Source organism: Litorivivens sp. (assembly GCF_041624475.1).
Classification (GTDB): domain Bacteria; phylum Pseudomonadota; class Gammaproteobacteria; order Pseudomonadales; family Spongiibacteraceae; genus Litorivivens.
Genome location: NZ_JBFJUX010000008.1, coordinates 130407 through 150144, shown reverse-complemented (window position 1 = coordinate 150144; position 19738 = coordinate 130407). Strand labels below are relative to the sequence as shown.

The window sequence follows — 19738 nt, the reverse complement described above, 5'->3', positions numbered from 1 at the left end:
GCTCCAACGCCTCCTCGCCAAAGGCATCGAGGGCAATCGGTGTATCCTGCAACGACTCCTCTTTTTTCTGAGCCGTTACCACGACCTCTTCCAGCATCGGTTTGCTGTTTTGAGCCAGCACCGCCGGTGCCAACACCCCCACCATGAACAGCCAAGGCTTGCGCACACTTGTTTTCACGATCATTCTTCCAGGTCTCCTGCCAACGGGTATCGTTATTATTGGGTACTAAAGATGAAGACTGGGCAGACTAGCCAAAGTGTACAAGGCAGGAAACGACGAAAATTGCCGCTTTAATACGCATTTCCGTTCATTTGAGAATAATGGCTTGAATATCAATGCTCGCGCAGCGCTAGCGTCGTGGCCGATACCAGATGGGCGAGGTGTAGGCCCGCTCCTGATGGACACGCTTGGCGTTCTCCGGGAATCGACTCCCAAGACGGACCTCATCATAAACAATCCAGCGGGGCGTGGGAATTTCCAGAACGCGAACGTAGTAAAAAGCATTTTCCTCGGGGTCGAACGCGGGGTCTTCCCAGACCACCGACAACTCGCTCGCGCCTAGGGTGTTGCGATAACTTGCCGAGGCAAGCTCCACTGTGCTGCCGACCGGCGCCAATTTACCCTTGGCGTTCAATCGGCGCGGTCCGGCCCAGGCCACATTATAGACCTTCTCCTGTAGCTCGCCCTTCGCATCACGCCACCCTTTGATAATCTGCACCCGGTCCAGGTTCGCGCCCTGCGGGTCTTTCAGCGCGCTCACCAGAAACCTGGGGCTGCGCGATTCGGGAGCCGCCGACAGTTCGGCGCCCATGGGTACGCCAAACCGGTAGCCGTGACGCACCCGATCCGGACGGTGGGCGTCCTGCGCGTCAAAGTGCCAACCGCCGAAGAAACGCACGCTCATTCGCGGTCCCGTGGTGGCATACACCTCCCTGCGCTTGAGCGCGTCGAAAACTTCCTCACGGGTATTGTCGCGCGCCCACACCGCCGCGTAGCCAGCGGCCAACTGCTCCCAGGTATGCACTGGCACATCGTCACCGGTGGGTTTGTAATCGGCCCAACCGGAGGTATCCGTGCTGGCGGCATCGACCACGCTACCCTTTGCCTTGAATACCATAAAGTTACCCTGACTGCGCTTGACACTTGGCTCGTAATTCGCCGCCTTACCCCAGAAGTTATCCTCCTCAGCCGTCGCCAGCGAGGTGTGCGCGTCGGTTGATCCGATCAAGCCAAACTGGAAAGGGTTAACACCGAGGCGCACCTCCTGCTGCAAACCCAGTTTTAGTGCCGATCGGGCATACTCGTATTGCAGCATTTCTGGCTGTTTGCGCCGGGTCGTCCCGAGATTCCCCTTGTCCCAGGTACCGAAGTTCGCAAATTCATCGTCGGGTGACAGATAGGGATGCGCCTCACCATCACCTTTGATTTGAGTCACCTCGACCACCGGCTCCCAGCGCGCCCGCTGCCGGGCATACTCTGCCGTCATGGGGATATCATCTACCTGTGTGGCAAACATTCGTCCATTGCTGACATTGCCGTTGTGCGGAATGGCCAGCACACGGCCGGTCGTGCTGCGCTCATAGTCCTCCATATAAGCCCACAAATCGCGGGGATCGAGGCTGTCGTTGACTGAAAAAGGCAGCACTGAACCAGCCTTGTCTGCGCCATCGCGGAAAATCACCACCCGGTGCAGATTGTCGCCACCGGGCATGGCACTCCATTCAAAGCCCGCCAGCGTCGTAAACATCCCGGGCTCATAGGCCGACTCTGTCGCCGCCAACGATTCCGCCCAGGTAGATCGCATAATATCCGTCAGTACCTGATCGGGCTTTTCGCCGCCAGCAAAGCCCATAATGTCACGAAAGAAACGGCGCCCGAACGCCACCACATCGTCAAGCGTGCCCTGTTTGCGCTGCTCGGGAAGCACGCCGATATAGGCGGCGTGATCAGCAATTACAAGAAAATCCAGAGGCCGGTTCAGCCGCGCCTTCATCCCACTACTGCCGCTGACAATTTCACCTTTGGCAAAGCGATAAGCATCCGCCGGTGACAAGGTCGCATTACCAACGGTATTGGCATCAGCAGACAGCGACGAGTGCAAATGGGTGTCACCCCAGAGCAGCCTGGAGGGAAAACTATCTGCCAGCGTCGGCGAATAGGATTCACCAAAACAAAGGGCCGACGCCAAAAGAGCTAAAACCACCATTGTTCTACGCAACATTGCCAGATACCTCCACATCTATTGCCCGCGATTATGCACGCATTAAAACATCTGCTTCATAATCAAAGCAGACGATATTAGGAGCTAGACAACACCTTTCTCAACCCAACCCACGGCCACGAGCCAAAGACCGCCGACATCAGAAAGCTGGGCTGCGGCGAACAAACACCAATTAACGCTTGGTAATTCACGAGCGGCATGGGATGACGTAGGTTCTACTGCTCAAACCATAATGACAAATTGACTCACGGATCCGTCTGATGACAACACAACCGCATTCCAATGGCCTGGCAATGGCCAAATCCATAGAAAGTATTATCACCGCTGGCGCCGCCGAAGCAGAAAAACTGCGAACACTGCCACAGGACACCGTCGACGCGCTGTGGAATTCCGGTTTGATGCACTGGATGAACCCCAGAGAGGCTGGCGGTCAGGAGCCCTCGCTGGTTGAAATGCTTGAAACCTGGCTGGAGCTGGCAAGGCAAGACGCGACCGTCGGCTGGATCGGCATCGCCAACTTTCCCTCTGCCGCCTTCTCCGCCGCTTTTCTCGAAGATGATGGTTTCACAGAGGTGTTCACCGATAACGACAATCGCATCACTATGGGCGGGCAGTTTGCCCCCAACGGCATGGCGGAAGTGGTTGAGGGCGGTTACCAATTGAGCGGCAGCTGGAGCTTCGGCAGCGGCACCGGGCATTCACAGTACGTGGTGGGCGGCTTTATTCCCCTCAAAAATGGCGAGATGACCTTTCTGGAAAACGGCATGCCGGAGATGCTGGTGGCCATCATGCCCCGCGATCAGATCAATTTTACCGACAACTGGAACGTTACCGGTCTGAAGGGTACTGGCAGCTACGACTACAACGTTCAGGACATCTTTGTGCCCGAGGCCAGAGTCTTCCCCCTGTTTACCCGGGAGCCCAAACGCGGCCCGGATATTTTCAAGCTGGGGGTTATGCCGCTGACCGGTGCCGGCCACGCCGCCTGGGCGCTGGGTGTTGCCCGCAGTGCATTGGATGATATTTTTCAGGTCGCCAAAGAAAAAACCCGTATGGGCGACGAATCCACACTGGGCAACAAGCTTACCTTCCAGCGCGATCTCGCCCACCATGAAGCCATGTGGCGCGCTGCCAATGCCGGCGTCTTTGAAGCCTACTCACGCGTTGAAGCGCAGATTCTCGATGGCCAGGAACTCACCCCAACGATGCGCGCGGATATGCGCATCAGCGCCACCTACGCCACCGAAGCGGCCAAGGACATCGTGACCTTCGCCCATCTGGCGGCGGGTACCACCGCCATTCGTGAAGGCAGCCGGCTTGAGCGTTCATTCCGGGATATGTACACCGGCAGCCAGCATGCCTTTATCAATGAAAAAACCTATACCGATTCAGCCAGAATTCTGATGGGGCTGATTGAGGATGCGCCGGGCGTTTGAGCGAAAGGGCGCGTTCTGCAGTCGTACAGCCCCAAAAGACAGTTTACTATTTTGCGTTTGCTGCTTGATAAGTGCGCACGGCGTTATTGAACTCCTCGGAAGTCGATTTCATCTCATCGACCATGGCGTTGTAGAGGTCGACAAGTTCCTTGCTGGCCTCCTCCGCCGCATCGTCGCCCAATGCCTGTTCTTCCGCTTTCAGACAACCAATGTATTGACGGCCTTTGGCGACAAAGCCCTTGACCGCCTGCTGGGCTTCGAGCATTTCCTGTTCGCTGGCGTTCTTGCCGTCAATTACCTGAGGTGCTTCGGGTGCGGTGCAATCGACCGCGCTCGCGGCAGATGCGGACAACACCAGGCCAGCCGCTACCAATGTGCGTGTAAATGTCATACGGGTCTCCCTCTGGTTGGTTAAAAAGATAGGGCCGACCTTAACACGGAGGGGCGACCGTCTTGCAAGGCAGATGGGCTGAGCATAGGGCGGGGCCAGCTAGGGACGGAGGGCCTGAAGGGTTCAGTATTATCAACAGGGTTGGATGGGTGCCGTCCCCCGTTAATTGGGTAGAGCCTCCCAAAGCAGCGCTTTGGTCGAACGGAGACGTTCTTTCGGGCGGTCCCACCCCACAAACTAAAAAGGCCCCGCTCTTGCGAGCGGGGCCTTTTTAGTTTGTATGGCGCGCCTGGCACGATTCGAACGTGCGACCGCCTGGTTCGTAGCCAGGTACTCTATCCAGCTGAGCTACAGGCGCTTGTGGGCATTTCTGCCGAGGCGCGTACTATAGGGAAGCGCCTCTTGAGTGTCAACCTTGGGACAGGGAAAATCCTCTTTCAAAGGGGGCTGAAACAGCACTTGCTCAGTATTTAAACGACAGCGTAGCGCCGTAGGTCTGGGGCATGCCGGTAATGCGGTATTTGATATCCCCTACTCCCTGATGGACGCTGTTGACCACATATTCGTTGAAGACGTTCCGGCCCCACAGGGTCAGCATCCAGTCGCTGGTGATGCGCCCAAAACGAATACGGGCATTGGTTACACCGTAATCCGGGTGGGCAAACAGCGGGTCACCCTCAATACTGGAATTGGTTTCATCAACATAATTGTAGTCCAGCCCAAGCCCCAATTCATAAGCATCTGCCACCGGCAGGCTATAGTCGACCGTTAGCGAGTAGGAAAGCCTTGGGGAGTAGTTGAACTCCTGCCCGGCCAGATCCACTTCTTCGCCCTGGTTATTGATAGCCTGAAACTCCTTGATCTCGGTTTTCAGGTAGGCGATCGCGCCAGCCAGATACAGACCGCTCACGGGTGTCAGGGTGAAATCCAGCTCTACCCCTTTGACCTCAGATCGAGGGGCGTTGCGCAGCGCGGGCAAGGGTCCGAAGACGGCGTCATTGAAACGCGACAGCAATTGCTTGTCGCGATAGCGGTAATAGAAGATTGCGCTGTTGATATGGGCGCGGCGATCCCACACATCCACCTTGGCGCCCAGCTCATAGGCATCCACCTGCTCCTGCTTGACGGATTTGAGCTGGGCGTGGTCAGAGGTCTGAAACAGGGGGAAGGAGCCGGATTTGAATCCCCGCGTGTAGGAGGCGTACAACAGGTAATCTTCGCTCGGCGTCCAATCGAGAACAGCGCGGTAGGACAGGCTGTCTTCTTTGAGGGTTTCGGTGTACGGGCCCACTTCACCACCCTCGCCAATACTGAAGCAGCCATTGACATCCACCGTGTCAGGGGTGGTTCCCGCTTCCAGCGCGCGCTGAGTTGCCAGGGTTTGAAACAGCACATACATGCCGCTCAAGGGGCTCTTGGAGCCGGAGCAACCGGAAAAGTAACGCTCCTCCTCTGTGTGACGTGCGCCGAGCACCAGCTTCAGCTCGTCGGCAAACTGCCATTCCACATTGGCGTAGGGCGCTTTGGATTCGTAGGAAAGCTCGGCTTCGGAGTAGTAGTACTCGCTGACGAGCAGGCTCTGTTCAATAACCGGCGCGGGAAAGACCACACTCGCTGTGCCGCTCATGATCAGGTGCAGGTACTCATCCACCTCGTCTCTGGGCGTGGTGTGGTAGCCCAGCAACCAGCGCAGGCTTTCGTCGTCGTTTGAACCACTGAGCCGCAGCTCGTAATCAACCACTTCCATAGTGACATCGACGCCGAGCTCGGCGTGGCGCTGATTAAACGCACCCGTTGGAATTTCCGAATCATCGCTGACCAGCTCGGTGTAGGAGGCCAGAAAATTGGCCTGCAGATTGTCGTTGATATGCCAACGACTTTGCAGCGCAATCTGCTCAAAGGTTTCATCGAGCTTGAAGTCCATTGGCCGGCCATCGGAGCGCACGCAGTCCGGGTGACCGCTGCACCACTCGGCAGCCCGGTTGTCTTCGGTACCCGGATCAACATAGGGGTAGTTGCGCACGCTGTCGGCCACCAGCGGGGAGTTTTCATCCTCGGCATAGGGGTTTTGCGGCACCAGACCAATGGGCTGACCGGCTTGGGCATCGCTGCGATCACGCCAGCGCGAACCCACCAGATAGAAACTCACGACCTCGTTCGGCTCCCACTCCAGTGCCAGCCGATAGGCGGTTCGGTCCTGCTCACCGTGGCGTCGGGATTTATCCGTATTGCTGTACTGCCAGCCTTCTTCACGCTGAATATCGCGCACCGCGACGCGGTAGCGCAGGCTGTCGAACACGGGGCCGCTGACGTAGGCCTCAATATCCTGAGTATCAAAGCGGCTGTAATTCGCTGTTAACCCCGCTGCCAGCTCAGTGGCGGGTTTGTTGGCGATAAAATTGATGGCACCGCCGGTTGTACTGCGACCAAACAAGGTCCCCTGAGGCCCTTTCAGTACCTCAACCTGCTCAACGTCAAAGATCGCCCCCTTGGACATAATTGAATAGGGCAGGTTTACCTCGTCCAGATAAACCGCCGTGGTCGGCGTGGCAAAATAGCTGCTGTCGGTAAAGCCGACCCCGCGCAGGGTATAAACCGGGGCACCCTGCCCCCCTTCCGATACCACCAGCCCCGGCACAATGCCGCCCAGATCGCGGGCATCACTGACTCCCAGGGTTTTCAGCTGATCACCTGACATTGCGGTTATCGCAATGGGCACCTGCCGCACATCTTCTTCACGACGCTGGGCGCGCACCACCACTTCTTCAATAACCATACGGCTGCGAAAGCTATTGGTCTCAGTGTTCGATGTCTGCTGAGCCACCGCATTAGCCGCACTCAGGGCTGTGCCACCCAACAGAGCGAGCAGAAGGAAATTCCGGTGATAAAACAATGCGCTATCCCTTTTGACTGGCATCAAGGTGCGCGCATTTTAGAGAAAGGAAACAGAATTGGAAATTTGAGAAAAACGCCCGACATGGGCTGTCGACAAAACGCCAGCGTCAGGCCGCTTGCGCGGGCCGCCGCCCAAAACCGCGACGGTGCCACAAGCCCTTGTTATTCATACATTAAATTCGACGCGCCCCATTTGAAATCGCGGCAGCCACTGCACATTGATATACCATTTAGCTATATAACTAGAACAAATCTGTCCAACGCCTTACTTACGGCGCCGCTCTTCCAGACGTCGCAGAAACTCCTCCATAAAGGACGTATACAACTGATTGCCGAGGTACTGGTCTTCCACACCCGAATCAATACTGGGGTTGTCGTTGACCTCTATAACTGCCACCCGATCACCCGCCTGCTTCAGATCGACCCCATAAAAGCCATCCCCAATCAGCTTGCAGGCGGCGAGCGCCGCGTCGACCACCGGCTTGGGTGCTTCAAAGGTCGGCATGGCATCAAAGCCACCGGACTTCACACTGCTGTCAGCACCGTGCTTGTAGATCTGCCAGTGGTTTTTCACCATGTAGTAGCGGCAGGCGTACAGCGCTTTATTGTTGAACACACCAATACGCCAGTCGTACTCGGTATACATGTACTCCTGCACCAACAAAAGAGCCGAGCTTTTCAGCAACAAGCTGCCCTGCTCTTCCAGCTCCTTGCGGTTCGCCACTTTTACCACGCCGCGGGAAAAGGAGCCGTCGGGCACCTTCAGTACCAATGGAAATTCCATATCCGCCAACTTTTCAGCCAACCTGGGCGCATCGCTCTTGTGCAGAATGCGGGTCTGCGGCGTGGGAATATTCTGCTTGTTCAACAGTTCGGCCAGATACACCTTGTTGGTGCAGCGCAAGATGGAGGTCGGATCGTCGATAACAACCATACCCTCTGCCTCTGCTTTTTTCGCAAAGCGGTAAGTGTGGTGCCCCACGGCCGTGGTCTCGCGAATAAACAGACCGTCGTACTCGGGGATACGCATAAAGTCACGCGGCGTGATCAGCTCAGTGGCGATGCCCAGCTCTTCACCGGCCTTGATAAATTTCTTCAGTGCCACCTTGTCGCTGGGCGGCATATCCTCGTCAGGGTTCGCCAGCATCGCCAAGTCATAACGAAAGCGCTTACCCGCACGCGGCTTGCGCCACAATTTATTGCTGAAGCGCTCAAAGGCGTTGGCAAAGGCTTCCTGCTCTTCAGCCACCTTGAGATCGCGCAACGAAACCGGCCGGATCCGATCAATTTCCCAGTGCTTGTCAAAGGCCAGTGAGACCTCCATTAACGGGCAGGGAAAGCGCTCAAACAGTTTCTTCGCCAGCGGCGCAAATTCGCTACGCAGACACTCGCCAAACCAGATGCGCACTTTCATCTCGGTCTTATCACCGGCAGGTAATTTACGCAGTGAGGGATCAATACCGTCCAGCTGAATATCCGACAGGGAGCGGGAGCGGAAGTCACTCAAGGTGCGCACGGAAGGGAAGGCGTGGTGCCCGCGCGCCTCAGCCAGCAGTGCGCAATACCAGGCGCTGCCAAGATACTTGTAGTTGCGACAGAGGTTGACCACGCGCACCCGCTCGCTGGCGCGGGTGCTGACCTGGGCAAGGTAGTCTTCAAAGGTGATGACATCCTGGCTGGGGTAGTAGGGAGACCAGTCGGAAAGGTCGTCGACAACCACGTAAAATCGGGGCATTAAGGTACGCTCTGGGAAGGTGAAAACCGGCGAATTGTCAGCCCAAAATAGAGATTTAACAATAGGCCTGCAATACTTATTTACAGCCCGTAAAAGCGGCGTATGATTCAGCTACTTTTTCCAGCCCACCGCAGGTATTCCGGCCATGCCAGCACTTCTGCCCGATCTCGATCTTGGCGCCTTTTCCTGCGACTACCGACAGGCGCGAAAAACCTTTCTCGACCGGGCTGAATCGCTGCGCTCGCTGCCGGGTTTCGACTGGATTCAACACCGCCACCCGGAGGCCGGCCCCGATGGCAGCGCCCTCCATTCAGACTGGCTGTTGCTGTCCCAAACCCCAACCCCCGAGCAGCTGCTGGTGCTTATATCGGGCACTCACGGTGTTGAGGGTTTTGTCGGCTCGGCGGTACAGAGCAACCTGTTAACTGAAGCCTCTGCGCTGCTCGAAAACCCCAAGCTGGGCATTCTTATGATTCACGCCCTCAACCCGTGGGGCTTTGCCTGGCTGCGCCGCTGCGACCACGAGGGCATCGACCTCAACCGCAACTTTATCGACTTCAAAGCAGGCCTCCCCAACAACGGCGCGTATGCCAGCATGCATCGCCTGTTAAGCAGCACCGAAGGCGGGCTGAGCAGTTTTGACAGCCGAACGCTCGACGGCATTAGCCGGGGCCAGTACCAATATCCCAATGGTCTGTATTTTGGTGGCCACGGCCCGAGCTGGTCGCGGCAATGGCTGGAATCACGCAAGCAAAGCCCGCTCTTTCAGAGAGCTCAACGCATTGCCGTTATCGACCTGCACACCGGGCTCGGCCCCTATGGCTATGGCGAGGTCATCAGCGATCACCCGCAAAACACGGCTGGCTTCGAGTTGGCCCGGCAGTGGTATGGCGCCAACGCCATGTCGAGTGCGCTGGGTGAATCCATCTCAGCGCCCAAGATTGGTCTGCTCGATTATTTCTGGCATCGCCTGATGGGTGAGCGCGGCAGTTTTGTCACCCTTGAATTTGGCACCTATACCGCCGACGCCATGCTCAACGTTCTGATCGATGAACAGCGTTACTACCGGCAATGCCGGGATGGACAGTTCAAGCGTGACCTGACACAGGCCAACGTGGCGGCCCTGCGCGATTTCTTCTACCCTCAGGACAGGAACTGGCAACAGTCCGTTCTGCTGCGCGCCCGCCAGGTCGTCAGCCTCGCACTGGAAGGAATGGCACACTCGTGACTGTGGTTGTTCGCGCGGGCACGCGCTTTGATATCGACGCGCTACTGCACTTGGAAGAGACCTGCTTCTCTACCGACCGCCTGTCACGCCGCAGTTTTATGCGCTTTGTCAGCAAAGGCGCCCACAACCTGCTGGTGGCTGAAGAGGCCGGCAACCTGCTCGGCTATGTACTGGTGCTGTTCCGCTCGGGCACCAGCCTTGCGCGCATCTATTCGATTGCAGTGTCGCCGGTCGCCCGGGGCAAGGGCGTTGCCAGTAAACTCCTGGAACAGGCCGAGGCAATTGCGGCTCGCCGTTACTGTCTGTTTATTCGCCTTGAAGTGGCCAGCGGCAATACCGCGGCCCTAGAGTTGTATCGCAAGTTCGGCTACAAACCCTTTGCTCATATCAAGCAATACTATGAAGACGGGGCCGACGCGGAGCAGTTGGAAAAGCGCCTGCTCCCGGTTCCGCCGACCACGGCACCCGCCCCCTACTATCAGCAGACCACGGAATTCACCTGCGGTCCCGCGTCGCTGATGATGGCCATGCAGGCCCTGAACAAGAGCTACCAGCCGGGCCCGCAGGAAGAGCTGCAAATCTGGCGTGAAGCCACCACAATCTTTATGACCGCCGGACACGGCGGCTGCTCGCCCCACGGCCTAGCCCTCAGCGCCAGCGCACGCGGCTATCGCCCTGTGCTGTATATCAATACCGACGAGATACCCTTTCTCGACTCGGTACGCGGTGAAGACAAGAAGCGGGTTCTGACTCTGGTGCATCAGACCTTTGAAGCGCAGATGCAGGCCGCAGACCTGGAAGTGCGCCAGCAAAGCCTGAATGCACAGGAGATTCAGGACATTCTGTCACTCAAGCGCCCGGTGGTTGCCCTGATCAGCACCTGGATGCTAAACAGAAACAAGGCGCCGCACTGGGTGTTTGTCAGCTACGCCAATGAAGACTTTGTTTATATCAACGACCCGGACCCGCCGGATGCACCCTGGCAAACCGCCGACTACCGCCGTGCGCCGATTCCGGTGGAGAACTTTGTCCGCATGGCGGCCTTTGGACGCCGTAAACTTCGCGCCTTTCTGGTGCTCGACAAACCTGATCGGGAGACCGCGTGACCTACCGCGAACAGCTGAAAGCCCTGTCCAACGAACTTCTGGCCCTGCAAAAACCGATACTCGTGCTGGACGCCATCAAATGGCCCTACCAGTACAAGGTCGACTTTCTCAATCACGGTGGCACCCGCTTGCCACCAGTCGATGCGGCTTTCTACGAAAAGCAGAAACTCAACTTTGACGCGGCCACCACCCAGGCCGCCCTGCGCGACCTGCAGCAGCGCATTCGCACCAGCCTGGGCCCCAGTGATCCGCTGGGTCTGATGCTGCAGCAGACCGCAGAACAGTATCAGCTGGTGATTGATATGCTGCTGCAGCGCGGCAAACCCGGCTTTATGCATAACTCCCAGCGGCTCTACGGCTCCGCCAGCGATCACCTGCGCGGCGATCGCAAAACCCTGCTGCAATTGAGTGAACGCCTGACCCATATCTTTTCGCTGCCGGCCGCGCTCAAACTCAATACCGCCTACCCAAAAACCATCGACGCCGAAACGGCTGTCACCCAACTTCGCAGTCGACTGGAACCCTACTTTCCCGCCGGGGCCATTAAGGTCGCCCTGTCCGACGGCATCGTTTCAGACGCTTCCGCCGGTGGCGACACGCTCAAGATCAATAGTCAGGCGCACTTTTCTGCACTGGATATTCAGGTACTGGAGGTACACGAAGGCTGGGTACATTTGGGCACCACACTGAACGGCCGCGCCCAGCCCTGGGCCACCTGGCTGAGTGTGGGCTCACCCCGCATCACCGCCATCCAAGAAGGGCTTGCCGTACTGATTGAAACTCTCACCTTCAGTTCCTACCCCAATCGCGCACGGCGCATTACTGACCGGGTGGTAGCGATCGATATGGCCGAACGCGGCGCTGATTTCATTGAGGTATTTCGGTATTTTGTGGAGAAGGGGCTGAGCGAAAGCGATGCCTACACCATTGCCCAACGCACCTTTCGGGGCGGAGATGTCAGCGGTGGTTCCTGTTTCACCAAGGACCTGTCCTACGTGCGCGGTTTTATCGAAACGGTGAACTTTATCAAGTCGGCCATTCTGTCCGGCGCGCCGCAACTGCTGCCCTTTTTGTTTGCAGGCAAAGTGACGCTGGATGATATTCCGGTGCTCTATCAATACCACCTGGAAGGCATTATCGAAGCACCCACTTTTTTGCCGCCCATGTTCCGGGACTTAAACGGCCTCTATGTGTGGTTTGGTTTTTCCAGCGGTATGTCGCTGATCGATATGAACAGCATCCAGCAGCATTTTCAGGAATTGTTCACCCACTTACCTGATAGATGAGGCGGCCGCTGCATGAACGGCCGCAATAATGCTCATTCACCAAACTGGTAAACAATATCAATGCCAGCCCGGCGCAGTACACCGTAGTTGTTTACCGCAAAACCCAGTAAGCCAAAATCGATACCGAACTCCCGGTATTCCTTATCGGTCAGGTTTTTGCCCCACAGGGCCACGCGCAGACGCCCATCGGCCAGCGGGATATCCGCCAGCGTTGCCCGGGCATTAACCAGGGTGTAGGCCTCGGTCTGGTCGTACAGAAAGAGCTGGGGGTGGAAGCTGATGGAATCGACGTAAGTCGCATCCAGACGGAAGGTCATCTGGCCAAAAGACCAGGGCGCTGGTTGGTACTCTATGGCAACAGCGCCGGAGTGCTCAGGCGCATAGAGGTTTTCCGTCACTTCATCAGATACATCGCGATTGGCGCCCGCAGAAAAGCCCGTCACGGGATCAACCGGCCCGGAAATAAATTCCTTGTACTCCACGTCGAGATAGCCGTAGTTGGCGATAAGCCGCACACCGGGCGACGGGATAAACACCGACTCTATCTCCAGCCCCTGAGTGACGGATTCGCCAGCGTTGACGATAACACTGGAGGCGCCACCACTGCCCGCCTCAAACTGGGCAATCTGGCGGTCGGTGTAGTCCATGCGAAACAGGGACATATTCAAGCGCAGGCTGCGCTCAAACAGATCTGACTTTATGCCCACTTCATAAGAGGTGATTTCTTCCGGATCAAAGGGTGTGGAGAACGAGCTGCTGGTCTGGGCGCGTACGTTGTAACCACCACTGCGATAACCGTTGGCAATGCGCAGGTAGGTGCTCACCTGATCAGACCATCGGTAGTCCAGACTGAAGCTCGGACTGAAATTATTCCACTCGTCGCTGCTGGTAACGCGGACTGCACTGCTTGCGCCATCCAGATTGTTCTGCAGCGTGCTTTCCTTTTCATCCTCGGTGTAGCGCAGGCCGAGCGTGATATCGAAATCAGTGAACAGATTGTAGGTGAACTGGCCGTACACCGCCCGCGATTCGTTTTCCATTTCATAGGCAAAGGGCGCAGACAGCCAGGTAGCATTGGAGGCCACACCAATCGGCGGCAGGGTAGCCCCTGTAGCTGCCGTTGCGATAAAGCGGGTCGGCAGCACAAACTGCTGGGGATTGTCTTCGGTGGCTTCTTCGTGAAACAGATAAATACCGGCGGTATAGCTCAGGCGCTCATCCAGCAGTTTGCCGGTGAACTGAAATTCCTGGGTGATCTGCCGGTGAAAGTTATCGCGTGTAGCGGAAAACAGCGGCACCAGCGTCCCCACCGGCACATTGGAAGGCGAGGAGCGATCACGCAAATCGACAACATCGCCAGGGTTTTGTACCGGGAAGGCGCCAAATTCGGTACCGCGCGCCTTACTATTCCATTCGCGCACATTGGAGATGGATTTAACCAGCAGGTTTTCACTGACATCCCATTCCACGGTAATCGAGTGGCTGTCGATATCCGAGTTACTTTCTGCCGGGTCGGTGTTGATAAAAGGCAGCACGCTCTGGCGCTCTTGACTGGCCGAGGCTTCTGCCTGCTCATAATAAGGGCCGCCATAAAAAGAGCTGTTGGGATCGGCATACACCGCCCGCACATGGCTAAGTTGCTGGGTGTTGGCGTTACTTTCCCGATCCGACTTGTCGTAGATATAATCCACCGCGACCGTATCTGAAGCCTTCCAGCGCGTTGCCAGACGGAAATACTCGCCCTCGGCATCGCCCAGCGGCTTACCGCTGTACAGGCTCTCCAACTCGCGCTCGGAGGAGTTTTTCATATACGAGAATTTAAAGGCCAGATTGCCGAAATCCGGAGAGTCGAACGAGGTCATCACCCGATCATAACCGTGGTCACCCACCCCCAGGGCCAGCTTGAAGCCGGGCTCTCCGTTGGGCTTTTCGGTAATGATATTCAGCGCACCGCCAATGGTATTGCGGCCGAACAGGGTACCCTGCGGCCCGCGCAGTACCTCAATGCGCTTAAGATCGACGATATCAAAGGCAAGGCCTGTGGATCGCGCCAGATAGACGCCGTCCATATACACCCCCACCGTGGGGTCGATGGTCAGCGCGGTCTCACCCGACGACACCCCGCGAATAGCCATGGCATAGTTATCCTGGCTGCCGCTCTGCTTCTGCATACGAAGGTTAGGGGTAAAATTTGCCACATCCTTGGCTTCGCTGGCTCCCATCTGTTCAAGGTCACTGCTGGAGAAAGCCGCTACCGATACCGGGGTATCCTGTAGGGATTCCTCGACTTTTCGAGCCGTGACAATGACTTCCTCAATGGATGAGGCGCGCTTGTCTGCAACTTGGGCGTAACTTGGAGTAGAGGCAATCGCCAGCAAGACAACCGCGCCAAAAGTGGTTTTGGACTTCATGATTACAACCTTCTTTATAGTTATAGTGCTGTAACCCTTACTCTAAGCGCTGCATTCGGCCTTGTAAATCGTTGAAGTGGACTAAAAAAAAGGCCAGCATAACGCTGGCCAGGTTTACGTGGATTACTACTTAACGGTTGAATTCGTAGATAAAATCGAGGCCCCAGCTGCGAAGCTCGCCGTAGTTATTGACGGCAAAGCCTAAGGCGCCAAAGTCTATACCAAAGTCACGATATTCTTTGTTTTCCAGATTCTTACCCCAGGCGGCGATGGTGACATCGCCTTCCTTGAACAGCGGAATCTCCGTTAGGGTGGCTCGTGCGTTTACTAGGTGATGCTCATCAGATTCATCGAAAAGGTTAAACTGCGGATGGAAACTGATTTCATCAGTGTATGTTCCGTCTACTCGCAACGTTAATTGCCCCCAGCTTTTTGGAGCAAAAGTGTACTCTAGCGCCAAAGAGCCTGAATGCTGAGGCGCATAGACATTATCCAAAGCTCCATTGCCAGCAATATCCGTGTTGTTTCCTTGGTAGCTAGTGGGCTTGGCGGTTACCGGATCGACTTTACCCGTGATGAACTCTTCATTGTCCACGTCAATATAGCCATAGCTGGCAATGACGCGAGCACCAATAAAGGGCATGTAGAGCGCTTCCAGCTCGAAGCCGTCGACCGTGTTTTCACCAGCATTCACGATATTGGTAGAGGCACCACCACCACCAGCGGTGAACTGAGCAACCTGACGGTCTTCATACTCGGTATGATAGAACGAAGCGTTCAAACGCAACTTTCGATCGAATAAATCAGATTTGACACCGAGCTCATAAGAGATAATGTTCTCTTCGTCAAAAGGCTTTTTGAAGTCGCTGACACTTGAAGCGCGCACATTGTAGCCGCCTGAGCGATAGCCAGTAGTTACTTTAAAGTATGAACTTACTTCGTCATTAAAGCGGTAATCAACAATCAAGCTAGGGTTGAAGTTCTTCCAGTCTTCCTTATCTGACACGGTCTGCACTGAACCGCCCAAGGCATTGGTTAGTTCCGTTTCCTTCTCGTCATAGGTATAGCGATACCCCAACGTGACATCAAGGTCTGTGATCAGGTTATAGGTAAACTGACCATAGATTGCCGCCGACGCATTGTCTGTCGCGTAGGCAAAAGATGGCGAAGAAAGCCAAAGCGCTAGCGCCGGAGTTCCCGCTGCGGTCGCATCGGCTGTCGCTTCAGGAGCTCCGGCTCCCTTAGCACCGGAATACGCGGCAAACTTCAAGGGCAGCACAAACTCCTGCGGATTGGTTTCGCTGGCCTGCTCTTCAAAGTAGTAAAGCCCGACATTGTAGCGCAGACGCTCATCCATCAATGTACCCACAACCTGAAACTCTTGTGACCACTGTCGCTGTGCGCTATCGCGTTGGGCCGCAAAGATCGGCACCATCGTTCCCGCAGGAACCGGTGTCGGCGCAGCCGGATTTACCCTGCCGTCAAGTACTGAAAAAGCACTGACAGGAAAACTGCCGAATTGGGTGCCTCTGGAAATACTGTCCCACTCTCGATAGCTGGAAATCGACTTGACTGTAGAGTTTTCAAACCAATCCCACGTAAAAGTGACAGCATGACCATCGATATCGGACGCCGTCTCATCGGAGTCAGAGTTGGTCAAATACAGTTTCCCTAGGCGATCCTCACTAGCGGCGGCAGCAACCGCTGAATAATAGGAGCCACCATAAAACTGGCCACTGGGTGAGCCTACAATATCGCGCACTGCACTTAGCTGTGTTGTTGCTGAATTGCTTTCCCGGTCAGACTTGTCATATACGTAATCGACAGACATCAGCTCATTGGGCACCCAGTTGAATGCCGCCCGAAATGCCTGGGCTTCACCATTACCTAACTGCTCTCCCGTGTAGATACTCTCATTCTGACCGTCATGCTTGCTCGTACGCACAGACAGTTTAGCTGCTACATTTCCGTATGCAGGCGTATCTACCGTAGTGTGATAAACGCGCTTGTCTCGCGCGGCGTAGGTCAGTGCCTGCTTAAAGGCAAACTCGCCTTTTGGTTTGGCAGTGATAATGTTGATAGCGCCGCCAATCGTGTTACGGCCGAACAGGGTACCTTGTGGACCACGAAGAACCTCTATTCGTTGCAGATCAACAATATCAAATGCAGCCCCAGTACTCCTGGCGATGTATACCCCATCCTGATAAATCCCAACGGTTGGATCAATCGCCAAAGCAGTTTCACCAGAGGAGACACTGCGAATACCGATTGCATAGTTATCCTGGCTAGCCGACTGCTTACGCATGGTCAATCCGGGGGTGAAGTTAGCAACATCTTTGGCCTCGGAGACACCTATTTGTGAAAGCTCTTCAGCGCCAAAGGCAGATACGGACACAGGCGTATCTTGCAGGGATTCTTCCACTTTTTGAGCGGTAACAATAACCTCTTCAATTTCTGCAGACCGGTTATCCGCGGGCTGCGCCATTGAGACTAAGGGTATGGAGGTAAGTACTGCGGTTAAAACGGACAGTGCCTTTGAATCGGCATTTTTCATCATGCTTCTGCTCCTAGAGCCAATGAAATACAAATTACGTGCCAGCGCTTCGTCTCCCCCCGGAGCAGAATAGCTGGCACCACTACAGCCTTTAATCCTTTCAAATAGTTATAGACCATTATTATGGTCTTCTGCCAAGTTTGTTTAACCTATAGGGGTATATACCTAGCACTCTTGGCAGTCTGCACAAAACAACAGGTAGCAAGCTGTTGTTTTTTATCCATTAATCTCCAAACTTAGACCCAAACTTGGCTTTTCGCCAGCAGCGGGGATAATCCATTCGGACTAAGACAACTGTTTGGATATGGGGCGTTAACCCAATTATGGGATGGAGTAGAGACTGGGAGGGAGTGGCGCGACGCGCAGGTATAGATGACAGAGGACAGAGATTATTGGTTTAGGGGGAAACTGGCCGGGCGGGATGTGTCTGACCGAAGGCTTCTTCCTCGCAAACCCTCTCCGCCATACGCAAAAAACCCGGCGTAAAGCCGGGCAGAGCCTTGTTAGGGCTCAGGCAGTATCCGGCAGAGAGGGATGCATCAGAACAGCCTTTGGGCTGTTCTGACCCTTCGGGCGGCGCGGCTTGCAGCCGCTTGTGCAAAACGCTGTCTATTGTCGCGTTTTGTCGAACCGAAGGGTTCTCTCGCAAACCCTCTCCGCCATACACAAAAAACCCGGCGTAAAGCCGGGTTTTTTGTGTATGGCGGAGAGGGAGGGATTCGAACCCTCGATCCAGTTTCCCAGATATACCCTTAGCAGGGGCACGCCTTCAGCCACTCGGCCACCTCTCCGTGCTATCAGATTGTAGGTTCATGATGCTTTAGCAGCTAACTGCTTGAAAAATAAACAGCTACTGGACATCAAAAACGCGCGGCATGATAACACACTGAGAGAATATGCAAAGGGGTAAAGCGACAACTGAGGCTAATCACCTCCAGAATTTGCGGCCTGAGACTTTAGTCCCGACTGGTCGACATTCGCCTCTTTCTGAATCTTTTCATAGACTTCCTGTCGGTGCACCGCGACATCATTGGGCGCATTTACGCCAATCCGAACCTGATTGCCCTTTATTCCAAGCACGGTCACGGTGACTTCGTCACCGACCATCAGGGTTTCGCCAATCCGACGTGTAAGAATGAGCATGCTGCTTCTCCATCTCTACCCATCCCTGGGCAGTACTTCGCAACTAATCTGGCGTGTTAGAGCAGCAAACTACTATTAAGCTGGTTCTTTGTCCAGCCCAAAGCCATCGTGTAATGCCCTTACAGCCAACTCCAGATACTTCTCATCAACCACTACAGAGATCTTGATTTCAGACGTCGTAATCATCTGTATATTGATGCCCTCCGCGGCCAGAATTTTGAACATCTTGCTGGCAATGCCCGCGTGGGAGCGCATTCCGACGCCAACCAGGGACACTTTCACAATTTTTGCGTCAGTCTTGACCTGTTCGGCACCGATGGTTTTCGCGATCCCCTGCAAAATTCCTTCAGCCTTGGAAAGATCATTACGGTTTACTGTAAAGGTTAGATCAGTTTTTCCGTCCTCGCCGACATTTTGGACAATAACATCAACCTCGATGTTGTTATCGCCAATCGGAGCGAGGATTTGCGAAGCGACGCCGGGGCTGTCCGGCACGCCAACAACGGTCAGTTTGGCCTCGTCGCGGTTAAAAGCGATGCCAGCAATTGATGGTGTTTCCATTTCCGATTGTTCCTCAAGGCTGATCAGGGTTCCAGGACCCTCTTGAAAGCTATGCAATACACGCAGTGGCACATTGAATTTCCCAGCGAACTCAACTGCCCGAATTTGCAGCACTTTTGAGCCCAAACTGGCCATTTCAAGCATTTCTTCAAAGGTTATACGGTCGAGACGACGCGCATTTTCCACCACTCTCGGGTCGGTGGTGTAGACCCCATCCACATCCGTATAGATCTGACATTCGTCGGCTTTCAGGGCGGCGGCAATGGCCACTGCAGTGGTATCCGAACCACCACGCCCCAGGGTTGTGATATTGCCCAGCTCGTCGACGCCCTGAAAACCGGCCACAACAACCACGCGCCCGGCGGCGAGGTCGGCGCGAATATTGTCGTTGTCTATTTCACGAATCCGCGCTTTCGTGTAAGCGTTGTCTGTCAGAATACGAACCTGTGCGCCCGTGTAGGAGCGCGCTTCAAGGCCGCGTTCCTCCAGCGCCATACTGAGCAGCGCGATGGTCACCTGCTCACCCGTCGACACCAGCACATCCATTTCTCGCGGATTGGGCCGCTTGCTGATCTGCCTGGCCAGATCAATCAGGCGATTGGTTTCACCACTCATGGCCGATACCACCACCACAATATCGTGACCTTCCGCCCGGAACTTACCGACCTTTTCGGCGACAGACTGAATGCGCTCTACCGAGCCCACCGAGGTGCCACCAAACTTTTGAACTATCAGACTCATTTCTGTTATTCCAACTAACGGGCTTTTGG

Annotated in this window: 13 protein-coding genes and 2 tRNA genes; 4 read left to right on the top strand and 11 right to left on the bottom strand. The window is 55.4% G+C overall.

Going from position 1 to position 19738, the window contains the following annotated elements; translation table 11 throughout:
* Both ABY734_RS10635 and ABY734_RS10630 read right to left on the bottom strand, forming a co-directional pair.
* On the bottom strand, window positions 1-184 hold a 184-nt coding region (locus ABY734_RS10635), incomplete at its 3' end, for a hypothetical protein (RefSeq protein WP_372779069.1).
* A gap of 166 nt (window positions 185-350) precedes the next feature.
* Window positions 351-2222, bottom strand: coding sequence for a DUF3604 domain-containing protein (locus tag ABY734_RS10630; RefSeq protein WP_372779068.1), 1872 nt, complete (start codon window positions 2220-2222; stop codon window positions 351-353).
* Window positions 2223-2482: 260 nt separating this feature from the next.
* Between ABY734_RS10630 and ABY734_RS10625 the strand changes: the two genes are divergently transcribed.
* Window positions 2483-3658 carry an acyl-CoA dehydrogenase family protein gene (locus tag ABY734_RS10625; RefSeq protein ID WP_372779066.1) on the top strand — a complete coding sequence of 392 codons (1176 nt, stop codon included), beginning with the start codon at window positions 2483-2485 and terminating at the stop codon, window positions 3656-3658.
* Window positions 3659-3704: 46 nt separating this feature from the next.
* Here ABY734_RS10625 and ABY734_RS10620 read toward each other — a convergent pair whose 3' ends face one another.
* The 4 genes from ABY734_RS10620 to ABY734_RS10605 form a co-directional block, all read right to left on the bottom strand.
* The gene (locus tag ABY734_RS10620) at window positions 3705-4049 is read right to left on the bottom strand and encodes a hypothetical protein (protein ID WP_372779064.1); all 345 of its coding nucleotides are present in this window, start codon (window positions 4047-4049) and stop codon (window positions 3705-3707) included.
* A 281-nt stretch (window positions 4050-4330) separates the two neighbouring features.
* Window positions 4331-4407, bottom strand: a tRNA-Arg gene (locus ABY734_RS10615).
* Between the two features lie 105 nt (window positions 4408-4512).
* Window positions 4513-6942, bottom strand: a complete 2430-nt coding sequence (locus ABY734_RS10610; RefSeq protein ID WP_372779062.1) for a TonB-dependent receptor — start codon at window positions 6940-6942, stop codon at window positions 4513-4515.
* 267 nt (window positions 6943-7209) lie between these two features.
* Window positions 7210-8679 carry a RimK family protein gene (locus ABY734_RS10605; protein ID WP_372779060.1) on the bottom strand — a complete coding sequence of 490 codons (1470 nt, stop codon included), beginning with the start codon at window positions 8677-8679 and terminating at the stop codon, window positions 7210-7212.
* A 145-nt stretch (window positions 8680-8824) separates the two neighbouring features.
* Here ABY734_RS10605 and ABY734_RS10600 point away from each other — a divergent pair, with 145 nt between their 5' ends.
* Genes ABY734_RS10600 through ABY734_RS10590 form a run of 3 tightly spaced genes read left to right on the top strand, consistent with a single transcriptional unit; the run spans window position 8825 to window position 12299 of the window.
* Window positions 8825-9907, top strand: a complete 1083-nt coding sequence (locus ABY734_RS10600; RefSeq protein ID WP_372779058.1) for a DUF2817 domain-containing protein — start codon at window positions 8825-8827, stop codon at window positions 9905-9907.
* Complete coding sequence (locus ABY734_RS10595; RefSeq protein ID WP_372779056.1) at window positions 9904-11013, top strand: GNAT family N-acetyltransferase/peptidase C39 family protein; 1110 nt, start codon at window positions 9904-9906, stop codon at window positions 11011-11013. Before ABY734_RS10600 ends, ABY734_RS10595 begins: the two co-directional genes overlap by 4 nt.
* Entirely contained in the window at window positions 11010-12299 is a 1290-nt protein-coding gene (locus tag ABY734_RS10590) for a flavohemoglobin expression-modulating QEGLA motif protein (RefSeq protein ID WP_372779055.1), read from the top strand. Before ABY734_RS10595 ends, ABY734_RS10590 begins: the two co-directional genes overlap by 4 nt.
* A 32-nt stretch (window positions 12300-12331) precedes the next feature.
* Here ABY734_RS10590 and ABY734_RS10585 read toward each other — a convergent pair whose 3' ends face one another.
* The 5 genes from ABY734_RS10585 to ABY734_RS10565 all read right to left on the bottom strand — a co-directional run bounded on the left by ABY734_RS10585 (window position 12332) and on the right by ABY734_RS10565 (window position 19709).
* Window positions 12332-14710: a TonB-dependent receptor gene (locus tag ABY734_RS10585; RefSeq protein ID WP_372779054.1), complete on the bottom strand. Its 2379-nt coding sequence runs from the start codon at window positions 14708-14710 to the stop codon at window positions 12332-12334.
* Window positions 14711-14840: 130 nt separating this feature from the next.
* The gene (locus tag ABY734_RS10580) at window positions 14841-17267 is read right to left on the bottom strand and encodes a TonB-dependent receptor (protein ID WP_372779053.1); all 2427 of its coding nucleotides are present in this window, start codon (window positions 17265-17267) and stop codon (window positions 14841-14843) included.
* A 698-nt stretch (window positions 17268-17965) separates the two neighbouring features.
* Window positions 17966-18055 (bottom strand) — tRNA-Ser (locus tag ABY734_RS10575).
* Between the two features lie 133 nt (window positions 18056-18188).
* On the bottom strand, window positions 18189-18407 hold the full coding sequence (csrA, locus tag ABY734_RS10570; protein WP_372779052.1) for a carbon storage regulator CsrA: 219 nt from the start codon (window positions 18405-18407) through the stop codon (window positions 18189-18191).
* A gap of 75 nt (window positions 18408-18482) precedes the next feature.
* Window positions 18483-19709, bottom strand: coding sequence for an aspartate kinase (locus ABY734_RS10565; protein WP_372779051.1), 1227 nt, complete (start codon window positions 19707-19709; stop codon window positions 18483-18485).
* Window positions 19710-19738 lie beyond the last annotated feature (29 nt).

Coding starts and splice junctions, on each gene's coding strand:
- ABY734_RS10630 (WP_372779068.1), bottom strand. CDS start 2,222: ATGTTGCGTAGAACAATGGTGGTTTTAGCTCTTTTGGCGTCGGCCCTT.
- ABY734_RS10625 (WP_372779066.1), top strand. CDS start 2,483: ATGACAACACAACCGCATTCCAATGGCCTGGCAATGGCCAAATCCATA.
- ABY734_RS10620 (WP_372779064.1), bottom strand. CDS start 4,049: ATGACATTTACACGCACATTGGTAGCGGCTGGCCTGGTGTTGTCCGCA.
- ABY734_RS10605 (WP_372779060.1), bottom strand. CDS start 8,679: ATGCCCCGATTTTACGTGGTTGTCGACGACCTTTCCGACTGGTCTCCC.
- ABY734_RS10600 (WP_372779058.1), top strand. CDS start 8,825: ATGCCAGCACTTCTGCCCGATCTCGATCTTGGCGCCTTTTCCTGCGAC.
- ABY734_RS10585 (WP_372779054.1), bottom strand. CDS start 14,710: ATGAAGTCCAAAACCACTTTTGGCGCGGTTGTCTTGCTGGCGATTGCC.
- ABY734_RS10580 (WP_372779053.1), bottom strand. CDS start 17,267: ATGATGAAAAATGCCGATTCAAAGGCACTGTCCGTTTTAACCGCAGTA.
- csrA (WP_372779052.1), bottom strand. CDS start 18,407: ATGCTCATTCTTACACGTCGGATTGGCGAAACCCTGATGGTCGGTGAC.
- ABY734_RS10565 (WP_372779051.1), bottom strand. CDS start 19,709: ATGAGTCTGATAGTTCAAAAGTTTGGTGGCACCTCGGTGGGCTCGGTA.